The 15,574-nt window shown below is 41.9% G+C and carries 14 protein-coding genes; 4 read left to right on the top strand and 10 right to left on the bottom strand.

Going from position 1 to position 15,574, the window contains the following annotated elements; genetic code table 11:
* Positions 1 to 1,074, bottom strand: a complete 1,074-nt coding sequence (locus BIW53_RS04235) for a porin (RefSeq protein WP_070990570.1) — start codon at positions 1,072 to 1,074, stop codon at positions 1 to 3.
* 207 nt (positions 1,075 to 1,281) lie between these two features.
* On the opposite strand from BIW53_RS04235, the gene BIW53_RS04230 reads away from it, so the two are divergent.
* Entirely contained in the window at positions 1,282 to 2,904 is a 1,623-nt protein-coding gene (locus BIW53_RS04230) for a methyl-accepting chemotaxis protein (RefSeq protein WP_070990569.1), read from the top strand.
* A 73-nt stretch (positions 2,905 to 2,977) separates the two neighbouring features.
* Here BIW53_RS04230 and cspE read toward each other — a convergent pair whose 3' ends face one another.
* From cspE to ggt, 6 genes are all read right to left on the bottom strand, one after another.
* Positions 2,978 to 3,187 (bottom strand): transcription antiterminator/RNA stability regulator CspE, encoded by a 210-nt coding sequence (cspE, locus tag BIW53_RS04225; RefSeq protein ID WP_070985466.1) that lies wholly within the window; start codon positions 3,185 to 3,187, stop codon positions 2,978 to 2,980.
* 291 nt (positions 3,188 to 3,478) lie between these two features.
* Positions 3,479 to 4,051 (bottom strand): MiaE family protein, encoded by a 573-nt coding sequence (locus BIW53_RS04220; protein ID WP_070990568.1) that lies wholly within the window; start codon positions 4,049 to 4,051, stop codon positions 3,479 to 3,481.
* Positions 4,052 to 4,130: 79 nt separating this feature from the next.
* Positions 4,131 to 4,760: a sulfotransferase family protein gene (locus BIW53_RS04215; RefSeq protein WP_070990567.1), complete on the bottom strand. Its 630-nt coding sequence runs from the start codon at positions 4,758 to 4,760 to the stop codon at positions 4,131 to 4,133.
* A 97-nt stretch (positions 4,761 to 4,857) separates the two neighbouring features.
* The gene (locus BIW53_RS04210; RefSeq protein WP_070990566.1) at positions 4,858 to 5,568 is read right to left on the bottom strand and encodes an SIMPL domain-containing protein; all 711 of its coding nucleotides are present in this window, start codon (positions 5,566 to 5,568) and stop codon (positions 4,858 to 4,860) included.
* A 188-nt stretch (positions 5,569 to 5,756) separates the two neighbouring features.
* Positions 5,757 to 7,451, bottom strand: coding sequence for an NAD-dependent malic enzyme (locus BIW53_RS04205; RefSeq protein WP_070990946.1), 1,695 nt, complete (start codon positions 7,449 to 7,451; stop codon positions 5,757 to 5,759).
* Positions 7,452 to 7,622: 171 nt separating this feature from the next.
* Complete coding sequence (gene ggt / locus BIW53_RS04200; RefSeq protein WP_070990565.1) at positions 7,623 to 9,389, bottom strand: gamma-glutamyltransferase; 1,767 nt, start codon at positions 9,387 to 9,389, stop codon at positions 7,623 to 7,625.
* An 81-nt stretch (positions 9,390 to 9,470) separates the two neighbouring features.
* Between ggt and rrtA the strand changes: the two genes are divergently transcribed.
* The gene (gene rrtA / locus BIW53_RS04195) at positions 9,471 to 10,064 is read left to right on the top strand and encodes a rhombosortase (RefSeq protein ID WP_070990564.1); all 594 of its coding nucleotides are present in this window, start codon (positions 9,471 to 9,473) and stop codon (positions 10,062 to 10,064) included.
* A 67-nt stretch (positions 10,065 to 10,131) separates the two neighbouring features.
* Here the strand turns inward: rrtA and BIW53_RS04190 are convergent, their stop codons facing one another.
* Positions 10,132 to 10,434: a DUF6172 family protein gene (locus BIW53_RS04190; RefSeq protein WP_070990563.1), complete on the bottom strand. Its 303-nt coding sequence runs from the start codon at positions 10,432 to 10,434 to the stop codon at positions 10,132 to 10,134.
* Positions 10,435 to 10,566: 132 nt separating this feature from the next.
* On the bottom strand, positions 10,567 to 11,472 hold the full coding sequence (locus tag BIW53_RS04185) for a LysR family transcriptional regulator (protein ID WP_070990562.1): 906 nt from the start codon (positions 11,470 to 11,472) through the stop codon (positions 10,567 to 10,569).
* A gap of 147 nt (positions 11,473 to 11,619) precedes the next feature.
* Here BIW53_RS04185 and BIW53_RS04180 point away from each other — a divergent pair, with 147 nt between their 5' ends.
* Both BIW53_RS04180 and htpX read left to right on the top strand, forming a co-directional pair.
* A complete protein-coding gene (locus tag BIW53_RS04180; RefSeq protein ID WP_070990561.1) occupies positions 11,620 to 12,147 on the top strand; it encodes an NADPH-dependent FMN reductase in 528 nt (175 codons plus the stop codon).
* A gap of 183 nt (positions 12,148 to 12,330) precedes the next feature.
* On the top strand, positions 12,331 to 13,188 hold the full coding sequence (htpX, locus tag BIW53_RS04175) for a protease HtpX (RefSeq protein ID WP_070990945.1): 858 nt from the start codon (positions 12,331 to 12,333) through the stop codon (positions 13,186 to 13,188).
* A 61-nt stretch (positions 13,189 to 13,249) separates the two neighbouring features.
* On the opposite strand, the gene BIW53_RS04170 is transcribed toward htpX, so the two are convergent.
* Positions 13,250 to 15,433, bottom strand: a complete 2,184-nt coding sequence (locus BIW53_RS04170; RefSeq protein ID WP_070990560.1) for a jacalin-like lectin — start codon at positions 15,431 to 15,433, stop codon at positions 13,250 to 13,252.
* Positions 15,434 to 15,574: the final 141 nt, after the last annotated feature.

Genomic DNA, 15,574 nt, shown 5'->3' with positions numbered 1-15,574 from the left:
TTAAAATACTACATCAACACCAAACGTGATCGCTTTACTATCACCGGCAACGGCATAGTCAAACGAGTCATCTTTAACGCGGTCATATTGCACTTTAAAAGCTGCTGAAGGATGGAAATTCCAACGCACACCCACTGCGGTTGTATCATGTTTCTCAACATCACCATCACCACTTTGCTCATAGTCCGAATACATAATATAAGGTGTAATCTCACCAAAGCGGTACCCTACACTGATCATGTAAGTATCAAAATCAGCATCTAGTTCTAGACGGTTCAATTCAGACAGTACAAAGAGATTGCCAAAGTCCGCATTGACAGCTAAGCCATAAAACTTACCATCACGCTCAAACTTGCCGTTCCACTGTTCAGGTTCGCCATTGATAAAACGTTTGTTTGTATAGCGCATGTGCGTTAAACGAATTTCTAACCAATCATGGCTTAGGTTAACTACACCACCTAAAATATCTTCCCAGATTTCTCGTGTGGGCGCTCTAAAGAAGAAGTCAGATAACAGTTTATTCTCAGTGTCATCTTCTCTACCGGTGTAAATATTTGCGGACAGTCCCCAATCTCCTACCGATCCATTATAGAGTAGATTGACCCCTTCATAGTTGAAAATTTGCCATGTGTAGTTATCTGCTGGCGGCCTCATCCATACATAGGCATAGCCAACATCATAGAAATCGGAGTAGTAAAAGAGCGGTAAACGCTTCTTACCAGCTTGCAATGTCCAGTTGTCATTGAGGTCATAAGAAATGTAAGCCCATTCAAACTCGGCATCAAAATCATTGGCACCACGTGCCACAATTTGGCCTGTTACACTGAGTCCGTCGCCTAGATCTCCTGTCACCTGCAACCCTATAAGTGACTCTGGTGAAAAGGAAAAATCCTCTGTATATGTACTTACAATTGGATAGTCAGCAAGAAATGATGGTTCGACACCATAATGCGGCGCACCTGTGCCACTGAGTACTTTACCACCGTTCACACTTGCAAACCCTGAAATATTAATCTCTGCTTGAGCTGTCATTGAAGTGAGAGCAGCGATCAAGAGAGTCATTTTTAGTTTCATAGATAGCTCCGCCTAATTTATAAGTTATTGGCAGGCTAAGTATAGTTAAACCTCCGAAAAAGAAAGTTTTATTGATAAAAATTGGAATATGGCTAAGCTTAAATGCATGGGAAAGTGCCAATCAACTAGCGCTGCGCCTATAAAAGGGCCAAAAGCAGGGATTAACACAACGTAAGGTTGTCACATTGTTATATTACAAGGTGTTATATGTCGAATTTATTGCATTTTAAGAATATGAGTATTTCAAAAAAAATCCATGCGATAACCATAGTTGCTGTAGCAGCATTTATTGTCTTGGTAATGATTAACTATAACTCTTTATTGGAGAACCAGCGCTCACTTGATGAACTTGAAAACCAAACTTATAAGTTATTAATACTGACGTCTGAAAACGTCACTGCTATGCAAAACCTTGATGAAACCTATACTCAGTCAGTAACCTTCGGTGATGCTGAGCTGATCAGTAAAGCTGCTGCTACGCAAAAGAAGTTAACTGAGAACCTAAAGCAAGTACCTACGCTAAATTCTAACTTTCCAACGAGTAAGACCGTTCGTGACCTGCAAGAATACGGCAAGATTGCCAAGCAAATTGCAACGAGTATGATCGACGGTACAGCTGATTTTGCAAAACTTCCACAAATAGCAAAACAGAAAAGCGATTTGTTTGAAGGGATATTGGCGGATCTGAATAATGATAAAAAACGCGCCAACGAACGCTTTTCAGAATTGATTAACAATACTAAGTCAAATGCCGATGATGCCTTAACAATGATGTTTATCGTCGCTGTAATCTCGTTAGCTCTGGTCATTGTATTAGCGGTGATGATAGCTAGAGGCATTAGCTCTTCTGCTGGAGAAGCCGCGAGTAACCTTCACCTGTTGGCTGAAGGAAAAGGCTCTTTGAGTTCTCAGTTAACAGTTTCATCAGCAGACGAAATTGGTCAAGTATCGAAAAACTTCAACGCCTTCATTAATCTGCTTAGAGGTACCGTTGAAGATGTCATTGCAGTAGTAGAGCCATTAATGGAAAACTCTACCCGTCTTGTACAAGGCATGGAATCAGCAGAAAGTGCAACTCAGCAACAATCTAGTGATGCTGAAGTGGTGCGTAACTCCATGGAAGAGATGAAACAAAGCGTTGGTGACATTTCTCAATCTGCGGCATCTGCGTTTCAAGCTGCGGAACTTGCTGAAAATGCAGTAGATGAGAGTTTAAAACAGATCAACGTATCTGTAGCGCAATCACAAGATTTAAGTGAAGAGATAAACAAAGCCGCTGTCACCATTAATAAGCTTGCTGATGACACCCAAAACGTGACACAAATCCTGAATGTAATTACTTCAATTGCTGAACAAACCAACCTACTAGCTTTAAACGCAGCAATTGAGGCAGCGAGGGCTGGTGAACAAGGACGAGGCTTTGCGGTGGTCGCTGATGAAGTACGAGAACTGGCCTCACGTACAGCTAAATCAACCAATGAGATCAGAGAGCTTATAAATATACTTACGGTTGCCGCGTCAGATTCTGTAAATGCTATGAATACAGCAAGAGATATGGCGACCAATAATGCCCAAGCGGCAGAAGCAACGGGTAATTCAATTCAAGAAATATCTGAGCAGATCTTAGCGATCAATGGCATGAACTCTCAGATTGCAACAGCGACTGAGGAGCAAACATCTGTGGCGGCCATGGTTGTAGATAACGTTTCTAATATGCATAGTTCATTTGAGGAGACAATGAGGGCATTAGAGCAAGTACGTGATGTTGCACAAAATCTACATAAGTTATCAGATAACCTACTAGACTCAACTTCTAAATTTAAACTGTAACTTTGCTCGAATCGCAGACATTAAAAAAGGTAGCCAATGGCTACCTTTTTTTGTTTCACTTAATTATTTAAAATTAAAGTGCAACGATGTTCTCAGCTTGAGGACCTTTTTGGCCTTGAGCTAGAGTGAATTCTACACGTTGGCCTTCAGCCAAAGTTTTGAAGCCATCACCTTTGATTGCGCTGAAATGAGCGAATACGTCCGCGCCATTTTCTTGAGCGATAAAACCAAAACCTTTAGACTCATTGAACCACTTAACGGTACCAGTAACTGTGTTAGACATAATATCTATCCTGTAAATTAAAATTTAAAATGCTGACTATCATCAAAGTCAGACGGAATAGCACAAAAAATAAATGATATTTAAAAACTACAGGACGGAGGTACTAACGTTAACGCTTCGAAATGGAGTGTATAAAAAGTCTTACTTTTAAGCTGATGCTCACTATATAGAGTTTGACAGCTAAGTCAACATAATTTTTTGTTTATTTTCCGAAAGGTGTTATTTTTTGACCAGCCAGACGAATGTTGAACGTGCCCTATTCGTCTGACCTATATAAATGCTAATAATAAACTAATGTAGTGCTGCGGTGAATGGAATTTCTTCGCAGATCTTAGCTTCTGCAATTAAAATCTCTTCCAAGCGCTGGTCTATTAATTGTTTATCAAAATACTCATAAGCAAGCTCTACGAAAAGATTCTTATGTTTTTCTTCCGATTTTGCAATTGCCACATAGAAATCTTTCTCTTTGCCATCAGGTAGTGCTTGCGCTACCAATGAAAAGCGCTCATGGCCTCTGGCTTCAATCACCGCAGCAACCAGCAAGCGGTCGATTAGAAATTCGTCACGACCATTTCTAAACAACGCTCGAATTTTTTTAACATATGGGTCTTTTTGATCATTTCCTAAAGTCACACCACGCTCGGTCAATATTTTAAGTACTTGTTTAAAATGGATCATTTCTTCAATCGCTAAATCTGCCATAGCTTTAACCAGTTTAATTCTATCTGGATAATGACTTAACATTGATACAGCCATACCTGATGCCTTCTTCTCCGCCGCAGCATGGTCTTGTAAAAAGGTATCAAAGTCTTCGAGTACTTTGTGTGTCCATTCAAAAGGCGTGTGATATTTGAGTTCAAACATTGGGAAATACTTACTGAGTTCACTGAAAAAATTGCGGACATTCTATCTTATTGTGGCGTTTGCGCAAAGTGCCGATTAGTTAATACAAGGTCGCATCCTTATCTACCTTTCCGTTTCTGGTTGACGATATTTTTAATGGATGACTTATGTCATTCCAAGCGGTCACTTTACCTGCTTTATTGGTAAAAGGCATGGTATCTAAGTCAGCAGCTTCTGTGTTTAAAAACCTTTTCAGTTTATCCAACGCATCGTCCTCAGCCACATTCAGTAGTAAATAGGGTAATTGCTTTGCCTTGAAAAACGTGATTGCTTGCTGTTGATGTTTAATATAACAATCGCGCAAAAAGTCGTGATCTCTAAGTGTGTTTTGAGTTAAACCAGAAAACGTAGCGAGAAAACACCGTTTAATTGTGTCATTAAACCCACCATCGCAGCGCAACAGGTTTGCCGCCATACGTTCTAGTAATTGCGATATAGAAGGTAACCAATTGGTTATATCGCGTTCTAGATAAATAAAGCGACTATTCGGATATACGTCAGCAAGGCGTTGGTAGTCATTGAATACGGGCGTGTCGGCTATCACTTCAGCGTCTTGAAACGTTTTTCTTGTGTAGGCTGTGTGCGCGGTTTTAAACCCGAGCTCTAAACAAGCAATGCATAGGCTTGTGGTGCCAGTTCTTGGTAAACCAACAACAAATACTTTACTCATCCCGCTTTAAACCCTCAAACTTCTATGCAAAAGCGGGATTATACGTTACTTGTCTTTAATGTGATAGGCGCCTGAAAAGCGCCTATGCTAGGTCAGATTATTTGATTAGGTATACGGCAAAGACTTGTGCAGAAATAGTGATAGCGCCGGTATTATAGGCTTCTTTGTAGCTGCCTGATTCTGTGTCCATCAGTGTCGCTCGCGCAGCTTGCCTCACATATGGTACTGAAGGCACGTTCATTGGCGCGAAAGACACTGAATAGAGCTTATCAAGGTCGACATCAAACTCGTTGGCTAATTCACTAGCGGCGGATTTTGCATCCTTGATCGCTTCTTTTTTCAACTTGTCCGCAAGCTCATTATGGTTACTGACACTAAATTCGGTATTATTAAACTCAGTAATGCCTGCGTTAACTAATTCTTGTAATAACTCTGGATAACTGTCAATTTTTCCAAGAGTGAGCGTTAAGCTTCTGGTGATCCTAAAGCCCTCAAACTCCTCTTCGTTGGTGTTGCGGTTATACCTAGTTTGGCGGTGTATATTCAGCTGCTCGGCGTGAATGTCATCTTTTTTGATGTCAAAACGCTTCGCTAACTTGATGGCATTTGCCACCACAGTATCAACCTTATTTTTAGCCTCTACCAACTGCTTACTTTTTTCACTAATTGCTACACGGATTGTCGCTCTGTCTGGTTGCACCTGCATTTTTGCAGTGCCCTCTACATAGAGGTGGGGCTCATCAGGGAGCGCAGCGGCAAATGAACCTGCACAGAATAAAGTCGCTATTAATGAGGAGATCATGCGCATAATGGTGTTCCTTTTATAGATTATCGCGAGTATTGAAGCACATTGCCCTTAATCATCACTGAACGGGCTCTAGTACAATATTGTATATGGGTTTATAAGAGCGCTTTTAAAGCCAAAAAACAAGCGATAAAAGCCATAGATACAAAAAAAGCCAGCAAACGCTGGCTTTCCAATTTATGACGCCATAATTAAATACTACGGCGTTTGTAATTCCGATACTCTGGTAACCAATAGTTTTTCTCGATAGCAGCCCAAATTGCATCGTCTGGCATTTCAAGTGCAACACCTTCTTCCATGGCTTTTTTGGCAACGGCAAACGCAATACGTTTACTCAATGCCTCTATTTCAATCAACGCTGGTAGCAGACTACCTTTACCTGTGTTTGCCCAAGGCGAAGACTCTGCAAGTGTTTCACTAGAAACCATTAACATTGCATCAGTGATGCGTGTCGCCTTCGAAGCGATAACGCCCAGACCAATACCAGGGAAGATGTAACTGTTGTTACACTGCGGGATAGGGTACATCTTACCGTTTAGCTGTACTGGGTCGAACGGGCTGCCAGTTGCTACAATCGCTTCACCATTGGTCCATTCAATCACATCTTTAGGATGCGCTTCAACCTGACGTGACGGATTACTCAATGGAAAGATGATTGGACGTTCACAGCCATTGTGCATCGCACGTATTACTTGTTCTGTAAACAAACCAGGTTGACCTGATACACCAATTAGAATGTCAGGTTTCGCGCAGTGCATAACATCTAGTAATGACGCATAATCACCGCTGTAAGTCCATTCGCTTAATGCATCTTTGCTTTGCACTAACGCCGCTTGGAAATCGCGTAACTCGCCCATACCTTCAGTTAACAAACCAAAGCGGTCGACCATATAGACCTGAGAGCGAGCTTGTTCATCCGAGACACCCTCTGCAACCATTTGGCTAATTATTTGCTCTGCGATACCACAGCCCGCTGAACCTGCACCAACAAATACTACTTTTTGCTCGGAAAGCTTCGCGCCTTTAACTCGGCAAGCTGCCAGCAATGAACCCACAGTGACAGAAGCTGTCCCTTGAATATCATCATTAAAGCTACAAATTTCATCACGGTAGCGCTTAAGTAGTGGCATAGCGTTTGGCTGAGCAAAATCTTCAAATTGCAACAACACATTTGGCCAACGACGTTTGACCGCATTAATAAATAACTCTAGAAATTCGTCGTATTCTTGTTGAGCGATACGCTTATGACGTGCCCCCATATACATGGGATCTGCAAGTAGCTTTTCATTGTTGGTACCCACATCAAGCATCACTGGTAATGTGTAAGCTGGACTTATACCGCCACATGCTGTGTACAAAGACAACTTACCAATTGGGATCCCCATACCGCCAATGCCCTGATCTCCAAGGCCTAAGATACGCTCACCATCTGTTACTACGATAACTTTTACTTTACCTTTTGTAGCATTACGTAAAATGTCATCCATTTGATAACGTTCTTCATATGAGATGAATAAACCGCGTGAACTACGGTAAATATCAGAAAACTTTTCACAGGCGTCACCAACAGTTGGCGTGTAAATAATAGGCATCATCTCTTCGAGATGGTCACGCACTAAACGGTAATAAAGCGTTTCATTGTTATCCTGAATAGCGCGCAGATAAATGTGCTTGTTCAAGTTGTCACTAAAGCTTGAATATTGTTGGTAGCAACGCTCTACTTGCTCTTCTATGGTCTCATATCGTGGCGGGAGCAAACCTGAAAGGTTAAAGCTTTCCCGTTCACGTTGGCTAAATGCACTGCCTTTGTTCAATAGAGGCGTTTCTAAAAGATTTGGACCAGAGTAAGGAATGTATAAATAATTTGGATCGGTTTGTTTAGTCATATTTACAAGTTTTGACACATTTATATAGGCTGAGAGTTCATTATTGCCTAAAGTGATTAAATTTCAATGAAATTCACGCACATCAGACCAATGTAAAAGACCCTGTGACACTTCAGTAGAAGCGTAAACAGGGCCGTACAGTATACCTGAATGTAAACTTCAATCCTATGGTTATTGTGTGATTTCGCTCAACGCAATGCCTTCTCGTCGAGGGTCAGCGCCGCCATATAACTTGCCATTTTTAACTTCTATGACATGTAAACCGGAGTTCAAGTCTCTTACCTGCACCTTATGCCCTTTTTCTTCGAAGAAAGTTACATACTGTTCAAGGTCTGTGCCCTTCTCCAGGGTCGTATATTTATTGCGATTAGTAATGTTAGGCAAATTAACGGCCTCTTGTGGTGTTAACTGCCAATCAATCACGCCTATAATGGTTTGTGCCACGTAGTTGATAATGCGACTGCCACCAGGAGAGCCAACCACTAAACGTAGGCTTCCATCCGGATTAAATACCATCACAGGAGACATGGAGCTACGCGGTCGCTTGTTCGCTTCCACGCGATTTGCAACCCAATGCCCGTCCTTTTTCGGACTAAGTGAAAAATCCGTTAGCTGATTATTTAAAAGATAACCGTTTACCATAACCGTTGAGCCGAACGCCATCTCTATAGAGCTGGTCATCGACACCGCGTTACCATTTTGGTCAACGATTGATACATGAGTCGTCGATGGTAACTCATACCCATCGTCCTTGGCATAAACTAATTTACCCTGTGTGGGGTCCCCCACCGCTACATTATGATTATCAAGCTCTGTTATTAACTTTGCGCGCTGCAAAAGATAGTCACTTTGTAAAAGTGCTTGGGTTGGTACCGCGACAAAATCAGGGTCCGCCACATAGTGATTTCTGTCGGCAAAGGCCAAACGAGATGCTTGAGTAAACAAATGCAAGCTATTAGGGTCGTTAGGCTGATATTGGCTAAGCCGTTTACCTTCAAGTAGTTTTAGAATTTGTAAGACCGCTACACCACCGCTGCTTGGTGGTGCCATCGAACACACTTTATGTTTATGGTAATCGATACAGATTGGGTCGCGCATTTTGCTTTGGTATTGTGCTAAATCGGACTCTGCTAGTTTACCAGGGGCAACCGCTGAATTTTGTACTGCATCGACTAGTTTTTTAGCATTGTCTCCTTGATAGAAAGCTACAATCCCCTGTTTTGAAACCTGTTTGTAAAGCGCAGCAAGCTCAGGGTTTTTCTTAACGGTGCCGGTTTTCAGCGGCTCACCATTTGGATAAAAGTAGTCTTTTGCTGGCGATAGTTGCTCAAGCCCAGGGTTATACCGCTTCTCTAATAACATGGTGAGTCGAGGAGAAACGACAAAACCTTCCTCAGCCAGTGCGATAGCTGGCTTAAATAATTGCTCCCAAGGTAACGTACCGTATTTATCATGGGCTTGTTTAAACGCATGCAAAATACCAGGAACGCCGACGGAACGACCGCCAACAACTGCTTTTATCCACGGAACTGGTTGGCCCTTTTGGTCTAAAAACAAGGTATGATCAGCGGCACTGGGCGCGGTTTCCCTGCCGTCAAATGTAACTAGCTCATTATTTTTTTTATCATAATATAAAACGAACCCACCACCACCAATACCAGATGACTGCGGTTCAACCAATGTTAATACTAGTTGCGTGGCAATGGCAGCGTCAATGGCACTACCACCTTTGGCCAACATCTGCTGACCCGCTTTTGAGGCATAAGGATTCGCAGCAGCAACCATGTACTTTTCACCAATAACCTGATGCTTAAGTTGAAGCCCCGTTGCTGCTTCCGGCTCTCTGGTTTCGCGCTGTTCTATTTTTGTCACTGAGTTGCCATCAGAGGCACAGCTACTGAGTAACAAAACACCAATCAGCGGATAAACATATTTCATAATATTCACTTTTATCAGTTCTCATCGTTGGCATGATAAAAGTAAAGAGGCACAATATGCAAAAAATAAAGTATAAACAACATGATCGATTTACCCTTACAAAAGCAATACATACTGCCACCCTTATTATTGATTTCAATTTGCACTCTGTTGATGTTGATAGACGCAAACAGTTGGCTGGCATTTGACCGTAGTCTAGTTGAGCAGCAATGGTGGAGAATCTTCACCGGCCAGTTTATGCATACCAACTGGACTCATTTGGGGCTCAACGCACTAGGTGTTGTTTTTATCTGGATTTTGCACGCGGAACATCGCTCTATGCCAACCTATCTATACCACATTGTGTTTTTGGCACTGTGGACTGGTGTTGGCATTTGGTTGTTTTGTCCCGATATAAAAATATATACCGGATTGAGTGGCTTACTTCATGGCGTGATTATTTGGGGGGCGCTTAAAGATATACAAGTAGGAATGAAAACCGGAGCTTTATTGTTTATCGGTGTTTGGGTCAAGTTGATTTGGGAACAAATACAGGGTCCAAGTCCAGAAGTTGGCGCTCTGATAGATTCTAGAGTCGCAATTGAAGCGCATCTTATCGGGGCCGTCGGCGGGCTTGTACTATCATTTACCATTTTGTATCAGCGACTTATAAATGCTTGCTCTAACTCGCACTAGCTCTTAGTTAAACAAGACAGATGTATCGGCAGTAATGCTTAAGCCGATACATCAAAAAACAAGCTAATTATTCTTCGTCTTGATCCAGCATAGGTGTTCTATAACCAGGTTTGGCCAATATTTCCAAATAAAATGACGTTAGCTGCCCTTCTACCGCATGATCGATATGTTTGTTGATCTGGGCAACTTTAATCACATCAGCTTGAGACTCTGTTGCACCAAATCGACAATCAAAATCCCAAAAGTCTGCATCCGCAGGTAAATTCTTATTACGCTCTCTGCGAAGATATTTTTTTACTTCGTATTTAATAGCATCTACTAAGCGTGCAGGCTTAAGTTTTGGATGTGTTAACGCAAAGGTTTTTTTCATGGTGTTCTCAATGTCAGGATACCCATCACCAGATGATTATCGAGTTTTAGGAAAGTAATAGACCATTTTAACGTATTTCATTAGTGCAAGCGATTAAAAGCATAGTCTTTGCGTACAAAAATATTAAATAGTCTATGTGGTATACGTTGCGCGTTCATCTAACAGGTCGATAAAGCAGCGTACTTTTGGAGACAAGTGTTTTTTGCTCGGATAAATCGCATACACATTTACTTGAGGCTGAGGAAACTCCTCAAACAAAGTCACCAGCTGTTTCATCTCAAGCGCCTGCTTAATGTAAAACTCGGGCAAACGACAAATGCCGAAACCAGCCAACGCCATACTTGCTTGCATATTGCCGTTGTTGGTTTTTATTTTTTGCCGAACGTTAACCGCAAATTGCTCACCATCTTTATGAGTGAACTCCCAACGGTCGGGGACCTTATGATTGCTATAGCAAATACAGTCATGGTTTTGTAATTCTTTTGGATGATATGGCCTACCATGGCATTCAATATACCCCGCAGATGCAACGACATAGGTTGGGCATGAAAACAGTCGTTTACAAATAAGACTAGACTCTTCTAACATGGGGGCCGCGCGAACCACTAGGTCAAAGCCGTCCGATACCAAATCAATGCGTTTGTCGCTAAGATCTAAATTGAGTTTTACGTTGGGGTAGCGACTCAGATACTGCTCGATAACAGGTTGAATATAACTTTGACTGATCCCCAAAGGACAGCTTATTTTCAGCTCCCCTTTAGGGTTTTCATCATTTTGAGTCAGCAAAGTAAAAGCATCGTGTGCGTCATTCACTAGCTGCTCGCAATGATTGAAATACACTTTTCCCTCAGGTGTTAAAGCTATTGAGCGCGTGGTTCTATTGAGTAACCTTACTCCAAGTCGCGCTTCCAGCTTATTAATTTCTTTACTGATATGGGAGTTAGAATGCCCCAACACCTGCGCAGCAGCAGTAAACCCACCACTTTTAACGACTTGGGTAAATATCAACACACCATCAAACAAATCATTATTAGTCATATGGAAACAGTATTTTTACTTTTAGGTGATTAATGATTATTGAAGCTTAATATATACTTCTAGGCAACAAATAAATATAACGAGTTGATGTGTGTAAGGTGCTTGATGCTTCGACTCGTAAACATCTTAGTGAATTAGGAGCGTGTTATGAAAGTTTTAGCATTTGCAGCAAGCAGTAGTCGTCAGTCTATCAATAAACAGCTAGCAATGTATGCTGCGTCTTTGGTTGAGGGAGCACAGGTAGAAGTGTTAGACCTAAATGATTTTGAAATGCCAATTTATAGTTCAGACAGAGAAAACGAAAACGGTATTCCTACACAGGCACAGGCATTTTATAAAAAAATAGGCGAAGCTGATGCGATTATCGTTTCGTTTGCTGAGCACAACGGCTCTTATACTGCGGCTTACAAAAACATTTTTGATTGGACATCGCGAATTAGCCAAAAAGTTTACCAAGATAAGCCAATGGTGTTGTTAGCAACATCACCAGGTCCCGGTGGCGCACAAAGTGTATTAAATAGCGCCAATGGTTCAGCGCCGTTTTTTGCAATGGATGTTAAGGGCAGTATGTCAGTACCGAGTTTTTATGATGTGTTTGATACTGACAAAGGTGAGTTAGCTGATAAAGAACTTAAGCAAAAGCTAAAAGAATCGGTATTTTCTTTGCAATCATAAGAAATAATCAGAGCCAAACACACTGTTTGGCTCTTGACAAAAATTATTGCTCTCAAAAACGCATTTTTTCACACTTTGTTACCCTTCTCACTATTGATTAGTGACATAAACTCCCCCATTTTACATATTAGGATTTCGATGCTGCATCGTTTGCAGAATTTATATTTTATCACTGAGGTGACTATGAAACGCGTTGTGTTATTTCTACTAACTAACCTTGCTGTAATGCTGGTGTTAGGGGTGGTTTTATCTGTATTGATGTCTGTACTGGGGATCTCCAGTAGAAGTTATGGCGGTATCATGCTCATTGCATTGGTATTTGGTTTTGGTGGTGCATTCATTTCTTTGTTTATGTCAAAGTGGATTGCCAAAAAATCAACCGGTGCGATGGTGATTGCACAAGCTCGTAACGAAACAGAACATTGGTTGCTACAAACTGTTGCACGTCAAGCGCAACAAGCCAACATCAAAATGCCAGAAGTGGCGATTTACGATAGTCCTGAGATCAACGCATTTGCGACAGGTCCGAGTAAAAATAATAGCTTAGTCGCTGTCAGCTCTGGGCTACTACATAACATGAGCCAGGATGAAGCCGAAGCGGTGCTTGCCCATGAGGTGTCACACGTTGCCAATGGTGACATGGTTACGCTGACGCTAATCCAAGGTGTGGTGAATACCTTCGTGATATTCCTAGCCAAGGTACTTGCGGGTATCGTTGATAACTTCTTCCGCGGTGAAGATGAAGAAGGTACTGGTTGGGCGTATTTTGTGTTTGACCTGATTTTCCAAATGCTATTTGGCATTTTAGCCTCTATTGTGGTGGCCTACTTTAGCCGCCAGCGCGAGTTCGCCGCCGACAAAGGGGCTGCTAACTTAGTTGGAGCGCATAAAATGCGCGCAGCCCTTGAGCGTTTAAAACACAACCAAGAATCACAACTTGAAGGGTCGATGATGGCATTCGGGATTGCCTCAGGTAAAAGCATCGCTGATTTCTTTGCTTCACACCCACCCCTTGAGCAACGTATTCAAGCGCTAAGATAATTTATTACTAGCCCAAAAAAGCGCCCTCGGGCGCTTTTTTTATTGATTTAAACACTGTGATTTAAGGCAAACAACTGGCGTTGGTAAAGAAGTATCTCACCTCATAGTCTTCGCAGGTGGTATTGCTGCTACTACCGCCATTGCTTGAGTTCCAACAAGCAAACCCTGAACCGTCGTTTACCAAGTTCTGACCAGTGAGGCTTGAATCGAGTTTTGTACCTACCACACGAGCCACAATCGCAGCAATATCAGATGACTCGCAACTTGCTGAAATGTTGCCAGATGACTTATGACCATTAAACATTTCGTTATCACCATTTTTTGGATCATCTCTATCTAGCCAGCCTGTTGCGTATAGACCGCCGTTTACCAGTGAGTTGTCAATTTTATAAATGCCAACTGAGTTAAGCTCATTTCCTTCACTACCATGAAAGGCGAATATCTGCTCAGATGATGTTGAATTATAGGTCGTACAACTACCAGTAGGCGCGCCGCCGGAAATATTGCTGCCAGTGTTTGAAGTAAACTTCAAAAAGTATACTGTATCGTATCCATACCTTGCATCTTCCTTACAAATTCTCACTTCTCTTAAATAATCGCCACTGCTGGCATCAAAGCTTAATGTATTGCCCCAACTACCACCGCTACCGCCATAGGAAAAACATAGCTCTGATGTGCCTACACTGACATGACTGACGCTTTGGCTGGTTTCATAGCAGACTTTGAAACCATCAATACGGCTACCTGAGCGGATCTGAACTGAGCTTAAGTTAAACGAGCCACCAACTAGTGCCTTACGTTTAAGTAAGGCAATATTATCAAAAGCAGTACCTTGTGAGCTTGTACCTACAGCGATTTTTTCAACAAACTTCCAATCAACATAAGCGTCTGCGTTTGAAAGCCAAAAGTCATCAAAGGCGTTATAGTAATTCACCCAATGATCTTCGCTACTAGTTCCAATTTCACTTACTAGTTGTACTTGCTCGTAAGCATTAAATGGCATAGCGAAAGTGTAACTACCACCAAGGTTTTTACAGTACTCAAAACCCATATGCCACGTGCCTTTGGTGGTTGAAAGCTTCCAGTTTCTGTCTTTATCTACGCATGCGTGATATTGGAAGGCGGTACAGGCTTTGTCGGCGATAGACTCATCACTTTCTAAACTTGCACAATCTCCCGTGCCATTAGGACGATTCGCTTTCCAAGACCAGATATAATCTTCAATTTGTACTTCATTGGCACCATAACTACTGGCAGCGCTGGTGTTATTCGCTTCGACTAATGCCAGCTCTAATATTTGTGAGCCCTTTTTACCCCATTCATCAAGCACATTACTGCCCGTTTTACTAGAAGACGGCCCGTCAACATTCAGTTGCGTGGCATCATCAATAACGACGGTCATATTGTTAGCATTGTAATGGGCGGTTTGGTCGTTACTCACGCATTCGTCATTGCCGTTTTGACAAAATGGCTGATTACTTTGCAAATTCCCGCTTGAGTCAAACGCATCTACGCCAATAAACACCGTATTCCAGAATTTTGAGTAGTTACCCGAGCTGTGATATGAGCACAGATCACTGTGGTCTCGAGGAGTTTGTACCACCGCAACTAACTGCTTCCCTGCGGCTAAGATGTCACGCTTTGTGAGTTTCGATACTGGCAGTGAAGCACAGCTTACGTCTGCATAACCCCAATCAGATGGTAAAAGCAGGTAGTCACTAATGTCATTTTGTAACCGTTCACCGATTTTGTTGTGCCAATTGTTATGGTCGTTGTGTTTGTATGCTTCGATTTTAAGCAAGATCACTTCATCAGGGTTGTCTTGTAAAAACTCTCTAATGTCATCCAAACCCTTTGATAATTTGGCATGAAAGCTTGAGCACAGCGCTTTATTCTCAAGTGAGTTGTGACACAGCATAGGGGTTGAGTCAAAAGTACCCTCAGGGTAAATATCAAATTCCATCACCCTTATTCCTCGGTTGAGTAGGCTTTTGGGCGAGTAATATTGGTTAACATCGGTGTAGGTGCCCGCGTTCCAAGAGTATGAAGCATAGGCGTTATGGGCACCCGCCCAAAGCGTTTTTGAGAACGGCGCGAAGTTGTCAATTTGCCCTTGTAAATCTAAGCGAGTGACTTTCTCATCACTTGTATCTATTGCAGCGTGACTATTTATTGACATAAGTGAAGTCGCAAGACCACCTGCCAATATACACGCAATCGTATGTAACTTATTACGTTGTTTCATTGTAAATTCCTCTCCTTTTACATTAATTCGGTCCTTAAATCTGAGCGTACGAATTTACACTCAGTACCAGCAACCTGAGGAAAATGTAGGAGTGAAAAGTGCAAACAATGAGAAAGTGAAAATTACATCAATTTCAATATT

Origin of the sequence: Pseudoalteromonas byunsanensis (genome assembly GCF_001854475.1) — a bacterium.
Lineage (GTDB): Bacteria > Pseudomonadota > Gammaproteobacteria > Enterobacterales > Alteromonadaceae > Pseudoalteromonas > Pseudoalteromonas byunsanensis.
This window is presented reverse-complemented; position numbering and strand designations above follow the sequence as displayed.